General features: G+C 63.0%; 13 protein-coding genes and 1 tRNA gene. 5 read left to right on the forward strand and 9 right to left on the reverse strand.

The genetic code is table 11. The annotated features are described in order from the left end of the window. Position 1 precedes the first annotated feature (1 nt). Positions 2 to 298, forward strand: a complete 297-nt coding sequence (locus tag KC8_RS09795; RefSeq protein ID WP_029624816.1) for a hypothetical protein — start codon at positions 2 to 4, stop codon at positions 296 to 298. 360 nt (positions 299 to 658) lie between these two features. Here the strand turns inward: KC8_RS09795 and KC8_RS09800 are convergent. Beyond that, positions 659 to 733, reverse strand: a tRNA-Gly gene (locus KC8_RS09800). Between the two features lie 194 nt (positions 734 to 927). Between KC8_RS09800 and KC8_RS09805 the strand changes: the two genes are divergently transcribed. Genes KC8_RS09805 through KC8_RS09815 form a run of 3 tightly spaced genes read left to right on the forward strand, consistent with a single transcriptional unit; the run spans position 928 to position 2,653 of the window. Next, complete coding sequence (locus KC8_RS09805) at positions 928 to 1,824, forward strand: tetratricopeptide repeat protein (protein ID WP_010127525.1); 897 nt, start codon at positions 928 to 930, stop codon at positions 1,822 to 1,824. Continuing rightward, a complete protein-coding gene (locus KC8_RS09810; protein ID WP_010127524.1) occupies positions 1,824 to 2,468 on the forward strand; it encodes an LON peptidase substrate-binding domain-containing protein in 645 nt (214 codons plus the stop codon). Before KC8_RS09805 ends, KC8_RS09810 begins: the two co-directional genes overlap by 1 nt. After that, entirely contained in the window at positions 2,465 to 2,653 is a 189-nt protein-coding gene (locus KC8_RS09815) for a Trm112 family protein (RefSeq protein WP_010127523.1), read from the forward strand. Before KC8_RS09810 ends, KC8_RS09815 begins: the two co-directional genes overlap by 4 nt. 266 nt (positions 2,654 to 2,919) lie before the next feature. On the opposite strand, the gene KC8_RS09820 is transcribed toward KC8_RS09815, so the two are convergent. Genes KC8_RS09820 through KC8_RS09830 form a run of 3 tightly spaced genes read right to left on the reverse strand, consistent with a single transcriptional unit; the run spans position 2,920 to position 6,368 of the window. Next, entirely contained in the window at positions 2,920 to 3,690 is a 771-nt protein-coding gene (locus KC8_RS09820) for a class II aldolase/adducin family protein (RefSeq protein ID WP_138956781.1), read from the reverse strand. A gap of 22 nt (positions 3,691 to 3,712) precedes the next feature. Continuing rightward, positions 3,713 to 4,519, reverse strand: coding sequence for a hypothetical protein (locus tag KC8_RS09825; RefSeq protein WP_010127521.1), 807 nt, complete (start codon positions 4,517 to 4,519; stop codon positions 3,713 to 3,715). 1 nt (position 4,520) lies between these two features. Then, positions 4,521 to 6,368 carry an acyclic terpene utilization AtuA family protein gene (locus tag KC8_RS09830; protein ID WP_010127520.1) on the reverse strand — a complete coding sequence of 616 codons (1,848 nt, stop codon included), beginning with the start codon at positions 6,366 to 6,368 and terminating at the stop codon, positions 4,521 to 4,523. Between the two features lie 81 nt (positions 6,369 to 6,449). Here KC8_RS09830 and KC8_RS09835 point away from each other — a divergent pair, with 81 nt between their 5' ends. After that, entirely contained in the window at positions 6,450 to 7,148 is a 699-nt protein-coding gene (locus tag KC8_RS09835; protein ID WP_010127519.1) for a Crp/Fnr family transcriptional regulator, read from the forward strand. A gap of 211 nt (positions 7,149 to 7,359) precedes the next feature. Here KC8_RS09835 and KC8_RS09840 read toward each other — a convergent pair whose 3' ends face one another. From KC8_RS09840 to KC8_RS09860, 5 genes are all read right to left on the reverse strand, one after another. After that, on the reverse strand, positions 7,360 to 9,480 hold the full coding sequence (locus KC8_RS09840) for a hypothetical protein (protein ID WP_010127518.1): 2,121 nt from the start codon (positions 9,478 to 9,480) through the stop codon (positions 7,360 to 7,362). 78 nt (positions 9,481 to 9,558) lie between these two features. Next, a complete protein-coding gene (locus KC8_RS19795; RefSeq protein ID WP_010127515.1) occupies positions 9,559 to 9,990 on the reverse strand; it encodes a hypothetical protein in 432 nt (143 codons plus the stop codon). Then, entirely contained in the window at positions 9,987 to 10,337 is a 351-nt protein-coding gene (locus KC8_RS09850; protein WP_010127513.1) for a hypothetical protein, read from the reverse strand. Before KC8_RS09850 ends, KC8_RS19795 begins: the two co-directional genes overlap by 4 nt. Next, positions 10,334 to 10,957 carry a TIGR02594 family protein gene (locus tag KC8_RS09855; RefSeq protein ID WP_010127512.1) on the reverse strand — a complete coding sequence of 208 codons (624 nt, stop codon included), beginning with the start codon at positions 10,955 to 10,957 and terminating at the stop codon, positions 10,334 to 10,336. The genes KC8_RS09850 and KC8_RS09855 overlap by 4 nt, the downstream gene beginning before the upstream one ends. Continuing rightward, positions 10,957 to 11,175 carry a hypothetical protein gene (locus KC8_RS09860; protein ID WP_138956780.1) on the reverse strand — a complete coding sequence of 73 codons (219 nt, stop codon included), beginning with the start codon at positions 11,173 to 11,175 and terminating at the stop codon, positions 10,957 to 10,959. Before KC8_RS09860 ends, KC8_RS09855 begins: the two co-directional genes overlap by 1 nt. Between the last annotated feature and the right edge of the window lie 21 nt (positions 11,176 to 11,196).

Consider the following 11,196-nt stretch of genomic DNA (forward strand, 5'->3'; position numbering starts at 1 on the left):
CATGGAGCAGCAACCCCAAGTGCATCAGTTCACATGGCAGGGCATCGAGATCGAGGCGATTTATATGCCCGTCCGTTTTGGCATCATTGCCCATCTGGAAGTGCGAAGCATCAACCCGCCGCGAGCACCGCTACCCATCACCGAAACCGGCTATCGGTCGCATTTCCATCCGTGCGGCACGGTCGAAGCCAACGGCGGCGATGTCGTGGCGCAGGTGGTCGCATGGCTGGACGCAGAAGCAGCCAAGCCCGATTGGCGAAGCTATGCCGAAGCCAGCCGTCAGGGCACTTTGTTTTGATACGAGGAAGCACAGGCCACCGCGCAAAAGCGTTGGCAATAAGGAGGCCGCGCCGCTAGCGCGGCCACTTCCTTTTAACCCACACCACCCACCCTTTGATTTGCTGCACACGCATTGCGGTGCAGCCTTGGGGCTGCCTCACAGAAAGGGCTTCCAATGCGAGGCTATCGAATCGAATGTTGCGATGCCGCAAATGGACAAGGCGGCTACCTTTGCACATTGATAGCGCAGAGGAAGGGCGTCCACATTCTTTGGAGGGACGGCAATCGGTCCCGAAAGTTTTTCTACACAGAACCTACACAGGCCAAAATGGCCTGTTTTTCTCTTTATTTTTCAGATGGATCGACAAAACCAAAGATTTGGAGCGGGCGAAGGGATTCGAACCCTCGACCCCAACCTTGGCAAGGTTGTGCTCTACCCCTGAGCTACGCCCGCTCTGGCGCCGTTGCCGGGATGGTCCCGGCGGGTGAGGCGGGCTATTAGCCGAGGGTTCCAAGGTCGGCAACCCCTCATTTCAACAAAATCGTACTTAGTGCTTCTCATGTGCCGAAGGGCTTGGCAGCGGCACGTGTGCGCCCACATAAGGGCATTGGATTTGGGCATGGGAGCAGCCGGTGGCGACCTTGGGTATGAGTGGTGCGGAGCGCGAGGCGATCGAGGCATTCAAGCGGGATGTCGTCGAACCGTCGATGACGTCGCTGGTCATCCTCGATTTCTGGGCCGAATGGTGTGGGCCGTGCAAGGCGCTTGGCCCCGTGCTGGACAAGGTGGCCGCTGATTATGCCGGTCGCGGGGTCAAGCTCGTGAAGATCGATGTCGACGCCAACAAGCTGATTGCCGCGCAGTTCCGGGTACAATCCATTCCCACCGTCTATGCGCTGTTCCAGGGACAATTGGTTGCCGACCTCACGCCGGCGCGAACCGAAAGCCAGCTCAAGGGGATGCTCGACCAGATTTTGAAGCAAATTCCGGTTCAGGGTGCAGATGACCTGTTGGCCCAGGATATCGCCCCGCTGATTGCCATGGGGGAAGAGACGCTCGATTCCGGGGATGCGGAACGCGCACTTTCGATTTTCAGCCAGATCGCGGAAATGGCACCGGAGGATCCGACGGTTGTTGCCGGGCAGGCGCGGGCGTTGCTGCTGCTTGGTCGCGTCGAGGAGGCCGATGCGCTGCTGGCGACAGTTCCAGATGACAAGGCCAGGGACGCCGGCATTGTCCGTGCCCGAGCCGCGCTGGCGATCGCCCGGGAGGCGGCACCGGTCGACGATCTTGCCGGGCTGAAGGCCCGCGTGGCCGCCGATCCGGATGATCAGGAGGCGCGTTACGAACTGGCGGGCGGGCTGATGGCGGCGGGCGACCGTGACGGCGCGGCGGATATGCTGCTGGACAGCATCGCTCGTGATCGGGCGTGGAACGACGGTGCGGCGCGGACGCGGTTGCTCAAGCTGTTCGAGGCGGCGGGACTGGAAGATAGCTGGGTAAGCGCGCAACGGCGGCGGCTTTCGGCCATCCTGTTCACATGATGGGTGGGCGCGCCGGCGTTCGCTTGTCGATTTTTCCGCTGGCGGGCGCGTTGCTGTTTCCGCGCGCCATGCTGCCGCTGCACATTTTCGAACCGCGTTATCGTGCTCTGGTGACCGACGCGCTGGCCCGCGACCGGCGGATCGCGATGATCCAGCCACGGGAGGCGGAGCGCGAAGGCCATCCGCCAGCGCTGTATGAGGTTGGTTGCGTCGGCCGGATTGCGCATGTCGAGGCGCTGGATGACGGCCGTTTCAACATCGTGCTGGAAGGGCTGGCTCGTTTCCGCATGACCGCCGAACTGCAACGCCCGACGCTGTTTCGACAGATTGAGGCCCGGTTCGGGGATTATGACGATGACGGCGAGCCGGATCCGCTGGAACTGATGATTCGCGTCGCGCTCGAACAGGAATCAAAGCGTTTCGCCGAGGCGCGCGGTTATGTAGTCGATTGGGATGCCGTGGGGCGCCTCGACGATGAAGCACTGGTCAACGGCATCGCCCAGATCGCACCGTTCGATAATGCCGCCAAGCAGGCGCTGCTCGAAAGCCCCACGATCGCCGAGCGGGCGGATCTCCTGATCCAGTTCATGCAGTTTTTCCGCCTGCGTGACGAAGATGATGGCGGCCGGACGACATTCCAGTGACCACGCCTGCACCGCCGCCGCCCTTTGATCGCGAATGGCTTGCCGTGCTCGTTTGCCCCGTGACACGCGGGCCGCTGCGCTATGACCCGGCTGCCATGGAACTGGTGTCGGACACTGCGGGTCTGGCCTATCCGATCCGCGACGGGGTGCCGATATTGCTGCCGGATGAAGCACGTCAGATCTAACATGACGTTGGCAAGTTTGTGATTTTTGGGATTCCCAGGTCTGAGATTGCGTGATTCATGGCGAACCCGCTTTTGCGAGCGGCTGGCAATGGGTGCGGATTGGACAGAAGGTCTCGAACGCCGTTTGCGGGACGAAAGAAAGACCGCCGCAACAGCTGCAATGCCGGCATTGCAGCTGTTGCCCCACGATCGCCATCCGGTAGAAATCTCACAAGGTAGCGCCAGTCAGATCCGGCTGGCCAGAACCGCCTTGCACCGTGGGCCGGTCAATCGAGCACCGACGCATCCCGACGGATCTCCCGTCGGGCCATCGCTTCCCACAGGAACGGAAAGCCCATCGGATCGGACATCTGGACGACGCGAAGGGCTTCCGGATTGGTGATTGGCCGGCCTTCCCCGAATACCTCGACATGCCAAGCCAGCCGGCAGCGATGCTCCAGCGTGATCGCGCGCAGATGCGCCTGGCGGATAGTTTCAGCAACAATGAACACGCCGTGATTTTGCAACAGCGCCCATTTGCCCTGACCCAGTGCATCGGCGGCGGCCTGCGCCTCTTCAGTACCATCAACGGTCCCGGCATATTCATCGTACAATACCGGATCCTCATCAACTTGACCGGATGTCTGATCATAGACCGGCGGCACCCGCCCGAATGCCGACCAGACCGAGCCCCAGCGCGAATGATTGTGAATCACGACGCGCAGATTGTGACGGCGCTGGTGCACGGCCAGATGAAGGCCGATAGCCGGTGTCACGTTCCATTCACCTTCGATGACCCGCCCGCTGGCATCCACGCGGATGATATCGGAGGCCGTCAATTCATCCCAGGCGAGTTCCCAGGGGTTGACGAGAAAGGTGCCATCCGGCTCGGCCAGCGTGATGTGCCCGGCGATATGATCGTCATAGCCTTCGCGGTGCAGCGCCCGGCACAGCAGCGCCACTTCCTGACGCGCCGTCAGTTCCGGGATCAGCGGGTAGCGCCCGGGCAAGGGCGCCAGTTCTTCGAGCGTGGGAATGCGCCGTTTCGTCATTTCCATTTCAGCCTCTCCTCCTGGCCGGTCAGCACCATTGGGCCGACGCGGCGGCCGTATCGACAATCTGGACACCCTTGATGCCCAGCACCTCCCGCGCAGCTTCGGGTGTCAGCCCGAACACATCTTCGTAGCGCATCATGTAAAGCGGCGCGGATTCCCGGCCGACCTTCGCACCGCGCTCCACCGCATTCTGGGTAATCAGCCAGGTCTGCGGATAATGCAGCACCGCACGCGTGATGATCCGCGTCGATCCAAGGATGGAGAATGCCGACAGTTCGCCCGCCAGCTCAGGGCTCATATGGACGAACAAATTGGTCAGGCGCATGTAATAAGGCACCAGTTCGCCGATGAAATCGAACCCGCCGCCACCAAGGATATGTTCCAGATCATGCGTCTGCCCGGCGCGGAGCTGATAATATTCGAAATCGTTACGGGGTGTAAATGGCGGGACGATATCGACCTGGAGATTATTGTCGGTGAGCTGCGCGTAGAAGATTCCGCCAACCGTCTCCGGACCGTAACCCTTCAGGTCGTCAAGGCCGAAGGTTGAGACAAAACCTTCTTTGAACCACGCATCGAGGACGGGATTCTTCTGTCGCTCGGCCGCAAAAAGCGCGTTGATATGGTCGATGTCCTGCACCTCGCGCAGGATCTGGACAAGCTGGATCGAATCCGATGGCGTCGGGATATCCGGGCCGTTGCGCCGCAACAGATGCGTGGCTACCCAATCACGTACCCGCGCATCGTTCAAATAACGGGACGAACTGACCAGCACGCTGCTGTCGGTCGAAACCGTCTCGATCCCTTTCATCAGATAAGAATAATCGGCCATTTCAATTTCCTTTTGCGGACGAAGCGGCGCCGCCCAGTTCCGCCGCCAGCGCGGCGGGAACCAGCACGGGGAAACGCAGCAGCATTTGCGCCATGCCCTTGGCGGCAGGGTCGAGCCGCGTGCTCGCGTTGATCCCGCCTGCCAGCGCATCGCGGATCACGAAGTTGAGCGCATGGAAGCCCGGCACGTCATAGCGATCGACGCGCGGCGCCTGCCCATCCGGCCATTCGCCATCCGGCCCAAGGTGGCGATACCATTCGCCCACCGCCGCGGATGTCAGCGCTGCGCGTAGATAGGGCAGATATTCAGGCTGGCGCGCGATGACGGCGACGTTGAACAAATGGCCCTTGTCGCCGCTGCGCGCCCAGGCCAGCCGCACCAGATCGACCGCGACTGTACCCGGATCGGCCGGGACAGACGGCCCCGCCCCGCCGGCCGGGGCGCCTGCGGTAATCGGCGTGCCGGCCGCAACCGCCACATCCTGCGTGACACCAGCGTAGGTCATCCGCGATGCCACCGTCTGCTTGTCCAGCAGGAACAGGAATGTTCCCGTCATCGGCAGCACATGGGTCGCCAGGTTGATCGAGGTGCCGACCGACATCCCCGAAATCCCAGCCCATTGTTCGCGCGCGAAGATTTGCGCACCTTGCTGATCGGGGTGGTCAACCACCAGCTTGCAGATCAGTTCGCGCGATCCCTGCTGGTGGCCATGCGCGCCGAAGCTCGCCTCGCCCCCGATCATCACCATATCGGTCAGCGTGAAATCGGGCAGGTTGCGGGCGCGCAGCAAGGCCCGTCCGCGGGCAAACAGCGCCTCGGCCTGCCGCGCCGCCTTTTCGGCCGCATCCTCGCCGATAATCGGCTGATAGGCGATGCTGCGCCAGCCACCGTCGAACGTGACGCACACCTTGTAGCTGTCGGTCGGTGGCCGCCCACGCGCGCCGGTCACACGCACCCGGTCCTTGCCGATCTGTTCCAGCTTCACGTCGCTGAAGTCGCAGCGCACATCGGCGACGATATAGTCGGCCGGATCGCTGACCTCGTACAGCAACTGTTCGGCAACCGTGCCGATCGATACAAGCCCGCCGGTGCCTTCCGGCTTGGTGATCACAACACTGCCATCGGCATGGCATTCGCCGATCGGGAAGCCGATATTCGCCCAGTCGGGCACGTCGCGCCAGTCGGTGAAGGTGCCGCCGCTAACCTGCGCGCCACATTCAAGCAGATGGCCCGCCAACGTCCCGGCGGCTAGCAGGTCGAGATCGTCGCGCCCCCAGCCGAATTCATGCACCAGCGGCCCCAGCACCACCGCGCTGTCGACCACCCGCCCGGTGACGACGATGTCCGCGCCCTTGCCCAGCGCCGCCGCGATCGGAAATGCGCCGAGATAGGCGTTGGCACTGATGATGTTGTCCGGAAAAGCCGCGCCGGTGAACATGTCGCGGTGGCCGGCGGCGCGCAATTCTTCCAGCCGGGGACGCAGATCATCACCATCGACAAAGGCCACGGTCAGCGACAGGCCCGCTTCGGCGATCATCCGTTCAAGCGCTGCGGCAAGCCCGGCCGAATTGACGCCACCGGCATTGGCGACGACCTTCAGACCCTGCGCGGCGATCTCGTGAAGATAGGGACCGACGTGCACCGTCAGGAAATCGGTTCCATAACCCGCCGCCGGATCGGCGGCCTGCATCCGGCCGAAAATGCCCATCGAGCCTTCGGCAAGATAATCGAAGATCAGATAATCCAGCCGCCCGCCGGCCAGCAATTGGGGAACCGACAGCGCGGTATCCGAAAAGGACGCCGTCGCCCCGCCAATCCGTATGACCCTGCCATCACCAGCAACCGCCATTTTGCACCCACTCCTGTATCATATGCAGCATGGCTAACGGTTTTGCTGGCGGCAGACTGTCACCCAAGTTACATTGGAAAAATGAAAAGCGACGAGCGGGATGTGGCGCTTCGCGTGTTGCGAAAGGCAGGATGGCTGAAGGACTATCCGGTCGAACTCGCCGAAAGCCTGGTGACGGAAGGCAGCCTCGTGCGGCTCAACATCGGGGAATGGGCGCAGGCCGAAGGGGATGACCGCAGCGGCCTGTTCGTCGTGGTCAAGGGCGTGCTCCATTCCTATTGCGCGGCACCGGGCGACCGGGAAGTGATGATCGGCCTTGCCGAAGCGGGCGCAGTCCTCGGCCATGCCACGCGGTTCAGCGGCGGCCCCCGCCTCGTCACCGCCGTCTGCGTGGAACCGAGCGTCCTGCTGGAAATATCAGAAACCGCCCTGGACCGGGTAGCGGAACGCCGGCCCGAAATCTGGCGCGCCATCGCCAGCTTCGCTTATGCCAATATGCGCAGTGCCGTCCGTATGGCGGCCGAAGTGATTTCGTTGCGCCCGCGCGAACGCATCGCCGCGCGCCTGCTGGCAGCGGCCGGCGGCCACCACGAAACAGGGTCAGGGCCAAACCCGGTCATCCGGCTCAGCCAGGAATTGCTGGGCGAAATGACAGGCCTCACCCGCAAGACCGTGAATGTCCATTTGTCCGCGTTCGAACGGGATGGGCTGATCGAGGTCGGCTATAGCCGGATCTTGCTATGCGACATGGATCGCCTGCGGGCCGTCGCCAACGCCTAATGGCGTGGTGCATTTGCGGCCATTCCACCCCGAAAACGAAATCCCCCGCCAAGTCATTGAGACTGGCGGGGGATTTTGGCGCGCCCGGAACGATTCGAACGTCCGACCCTCAGATTCGTAGTTATATTACACGCCATATATTTCAATAACTTGGCTATGGATTTCATTCCAACGCGACTTAGTTTTCTCGATTCGTTGGAATGGCGCTAGATCACGTCGCCGTCCTGATCGGATCGACGATCGGCTCCATCGGGATCGTCGTCGCATCGGCATAGGTGCCGATCGCCCACACTGCGCCGGCCTTGTTCGGCGCATCGGGGTTCGCGCCCCAATAATTGCCGACATAGACCCGCCCGCCGGGATCGGCTGCCAGGGTGACGATGATGTTCGAACCCGACAGGACGGCGCTGCTGATCGCCAGCGGCGTTGTCAGGTCGACGTCGGTCGCGACCCTGAACCCGGTCAGGCCACCGCTTGCCGCGATGCTTGCCGCCCCACTGAGCGCAACCGGGATCGTGATCACCGCCCCCGAACGGGTGGCCGTCGTCGCGCGCGGGCCGCGCCCGTCATATGCGGTCCCGCCCAGCACCTTCGCCATGGTCAGGCCAGCGCGTCGGTTGCTTTCGCCGTTACCGGCTAGCGTGTTTGCCAGATGGTACGGGTCGCCATGCTGGACGCCCACCACATGGTTGCCGACGAACGTATTCGCGGTGACGAACTGTTGACGGAAATTGGCGCGGCGCAGCGCGGTCCACGATTCATTCGACGTACCCGCCGGAATAACGGTGTCGTCATAGCGGCTGACAATCGTCGTGAACGCCGGGATGTTGCGGCCGCCGGCAAAGTCCGAGCGCGCCCGGCTGATGATCGTATCCAGCTTGTCCGGATAGGCGTTCCAGCCCGCCGCGTTCAACTCGTTGCCCGCGCCATGATCCCACAGGAACGCCGCCACTTTGCCGATCGCATTGGCCCGCGTCAGGATCCCGGTAAGCTGCTGCCAGTAGGTCGCTGTCGCGCCGCCGCCGGTGAACTTGTCCTCGTTTGGCGTGCCGAGCGTCGGATGCAGTGCAGTGATGCCCACGCCGGCTTTGCCCGCGCCGACAAAGGCGGCCGGGATCGTGCGCCCCATCTTTGCCGAGTACATATCGGCCAGTTTCGTCAGCAGTGGGCCAATGTTGCTGTTGGCCGCGAGCATCCAGCCCGGTTCGATGCCGGTATCGATGTTTGACCGGTGATAGAAGATCCGCGAGTCGCTGGTGACCGATCCGGATTCTACCCGTCCGCCCATGTAGCTCTGGCCGTATCCGGCAACGGCAGGCCCGCAGGAAATCTGGGTCGCCGCCTGCGTCCAGCAGCTGGTGTTGTTGCGCTTGCGGACTTCGACCCGATACGGGCCGCCGGGTGGTATGCTTGCCGTCGCCTGCCATGTCCCGCCGCCGATCGTCGCGTTTGTCGCGGGCTGCCAGTCCTGAACGACCACGCCCGAAGGAAAGGCCCTCAGCCGATAATCGATATGGCTGGGCTGGAGGCCGGTATAATTGCCCGAGAGGGTCAGCTGGCTGTCCACCGGCAGGTCCATCGCCAGAGCGTCGTCCCACGCGACATCCGCAACGACGAACAGCGGTGGCGTTGTCAGCGTCAGGGTGTCGCTGGTCAGCCCTTGGATCAGCACGTCGTCGACCCACCAATCGGCAGGATCGCCCCATTCGTAACTGGACATGCCGGCAAGGGTGCCCTTGGCGAAACCGCCGATGTCGGCCTCATATGGGATGCCGTCTGAGTTCGCGAGCATCACGCCGTTTTTGAACAGGCGCAGCTTGGTACCGCGCAGCAACAGCCCGAAGCGGTCACCGGCCACGAGATTGGAGACCTGCCAGTTTGAATAGACTGCGCTGGCAAGGTTCGTCTCTGCGCCTGCCTCAATCTTCTGGACGAGCAACGCCCCGGCATTGAGGAACTGGACGCGCAGGCGCTGGTTATTGGTGCTGCCAGCAAGGCCCAGATCCAAGGGCTGGCCGGAAACGGTCACTTCGAAATATTGATCGACCGATCCCGCGTCGTGGGCGATCAGGTGGACGCCCGGGGCGGTATAATCGGTCACTGTCTTGACCGCGCGCGCGCCGGTGATGCGCCAGCTATCGCGCGTGTTTGCGGTCGACCCGGACACATTATAGGCCGCCCAGCCGGTGCGGTTGCGGAGCAACTGTCCATCCGTGCCGGCGAAATTGTCGGCGAAGGTCACCGCCAGATCGACCGGATCGGGCGCTGGCGGCGCGGTCGCCCCCACGCTTCCAAAATCCAGCCCCAGTTCGAGCGTTCCGAACCCGCCCATCACTTGCCCCCGCCGGACTGCAGCAGCCTCACCTGGGCCTGCAGCTCGATGTAGGCCGCGCGGATCCCGCCAGCGACGTCATAGAGCTCCAGCTGGGACGAGAGGCACTGGCTGCCCGCTTGTTCCCCTTGCGCCGTCGTGCGCGGCCGGGGCAGCTTCGCCGGCGCCGCCAGCAGGTGCGGTGACACCCTCACCATTGCCGAGGGCGGCGGCGCGCTCGAGGAGGCGCACCCCGTCAGCATCGATGCAGCGAGCAGAATAGACAGGCCGCTCGATGATCTTTTCCGTTTCACGATAGATCTCCCTCACATCGCCCTGGCGCTGCGTTTCCCGCTCGGCCGACGCCGTGCCCGATTGATCATTCTTGCCCTGCAGTTCGACGCGGACCTTCGCCGCCGCCCGTTCGGCCCGTAGCTGCCCCGACTGTTCGATCTTCTGGCCATCCATACGGCCGCCGACATAGCTGGCGCCGAGCGCGGCCACGCCGGCGATGATCAGCCAGGGACTCATTGCACCACCCCTTCGATCTCATCGCCGCCACTGGTCGAACCCTCGATCGCGCCGGCCTTGAAGCTCCAGGCGCGCTTGCCGAGCACATAGGAGAAGCCAGTCAGCACCACCGCGATCAGACCGAGCACGCCGTAGAGCGCATAAGCGAGCGGCCATGGACTGGCCGATTTGTCTGCGGTCAGCGTGGTGATCCGCCATGCCAGGATCGTCATCGCTATGCCGCCGCCGCCAAGGAAGCAGAGGGCAACCAGCATCCGCCAATCGCGAGGCGGCCACGCCGTGTTGCGCGCGCTGGCGGCATCCTTCGCGGCGGCGCGGAGCACGTCCTGCACCTCGTTATCGGTCATGCTTCGGCCTTTGAGATCTTGCCCGCTGGCATCACTGGCAGCGGGATGCCGGCGACAGGCACGCCCGCCGGCCAACGGATCGCGAACGCCTGCTCTTTCAGGACATCCTGGATGTTCACCGCGTTCGACTGGTTGGCACCCAGCGCCTTGAAATAGCGCTTGTCGGCCGTTTCCCCGACGATCAGAAAAACATGGTTGCCCTCGGGACGCTTCTTGACGCCGATCGCGCCCACTTGAGGCGAGCACGCCACACCCCAACTTGCCCAGTTGAGCGCGCGATAGCCCGCCGCCGGCGGCTCGATAGCCGCCTGTTTCATCCAGGCCGCCATCGCGGTGCCGCACCAGGGCGTTTCATCATCCGAAAACGGATAGCGCAGCATCACCAGCATTTTCAGGATCCGGGGCGCGTGTTTCACGCCGGGGATCTCGGCAAGGCCCATGTCCTTATTCGCCTCGACCAGCCAGGGAACCGCAGATGCCGGAGCACGCCCGACCGACGAAATGCCAAATCCGACGTTCAACGCCGCATTGAGCCCGTCGACCTGCGCCTGGGACAGTTTGCCACCAAACACGCGCGATCGCGCAGCATCGAAAAACGCCTGATGATTGAACACCGCCATCACATTCCCCCCGATTTGGAAATTCGCTGCTCGAGCAGCATGTCGATCTTCGTTTCCATGCGGGCGAGGCGATCGGTCGTCTCATCGCCCTTGGTTTTCAGGGCAGAGATGTCCCGGTCATGGACCTGGACAGTCGTCCACACGACGCCGGCGCTGAAGATGAGGCTGGCGGCGGAGGCGAGCACACTGAACACGACGCCCCATTCCAGCTTCGTCATTTTCGATCTTTCATTCTGGTT

This window comes from Sphingomonas sp. KC8 (assembly GCF_002151445.1).
GTDB lineage: Bacteria > Pseudomonadota > Alphaproteobacteria > Sphingomonadales > Sphingomonadaceae > Sphingomonas_E.

What these genes read in the sequence shown, in the direction of transcription:
- KC8_RS09795 (WP_029624816.1), top strand. Translation starts at nt 2, where the DNA reads ATGGAGCAGCAACCCCAAGTGCATCAGTTCACATGGCAGGGCATCGAG.
- KC8_RS09805 (WP_010127525.1), top strand. Translation starts at nt 928, where the DNA reads ATGAGTGGTGCGGAGCGCGAGGCGATCGAGGCATTCAAGCGGGATGTC.
- KC8_RS09810 (WP_010127524.1), top strand. Translation starts at nt 1,824, where the DNA reads ATGGGTGGGCGCGCCGGCGTTCGCTTGTCGATTTTTCCGCTGGCGGGC.
- KC8_RS09820 (WP_138956781.1), bottom strand. Translation starts at nt 3,690, where the DNA reads ATGGAAATGACGAAACGGCGCATTCCCACGCTCGAAGAACTGGCGCCC.
- KC8_RS09825 (WP_010127521.1), bottom strand. Translation starts at nt 4,519, where the DNA reads ATGGCCGATTATTCTTATCTGATGAAAGGGATCGAGACGGTTTCGACC.
- KC8_RS09830 (WP_010127520.1), bottom strand. Translation starts at nt 6,368, where the DNA reads ATGGCGGTTGCTGGTGATGGCAGGGTCATACGGATTGGCGGGGCGACG.
- KC8_RS09835 (WP_010127519.1), top strand. Translation starts at nt 6,450, where the DNA reads ATGAAAAGCGACGAGCGGGATGTGGCGCTTCGCGTGTTGCGAAAGGCA.
- KC8_RS09840 (WP_010127518.1), bottom strand. Translation starts at nt 9,480, where the DNA reads ATGGGCGGGTTCGGAACGCTCGAACTGGGGCTGGATTTTGGAAGCGTG.
- KC8_RS19795 (WP_010127515.1), bottom strand. Translation starts at nt 9,990, where the DNA reads ATGAGTCCCTGGCTGATCATCGCCGGCGTGGCCGCGCTCGGCGCCAGC.
- KC8_RS09850 (WP_010127513.1), bottom strand. Translation starts at nt 10,337, where the DNA reads ATGACCGATAACGAGGTGCAGGACGTGCTCCGCGCCGCCGCGAAGGAT.
- KC8_RS09855 (WP_010127512.1), bottom strand. Translation starts at nt 10,957, where the DNA reads ATGGCGGTGTTCAATCATCAGGCGTTTTTCGATGCTGCGCGATCGCGC.
- KC8_RS09860 (WP_138956780.1), bottom strand. Translation starts at nt 11,175, where the DNA reads ATGACGAAGCTGGAATGGGGCGTCGTGTTCAGTGTGCTCGCCTCCGCC.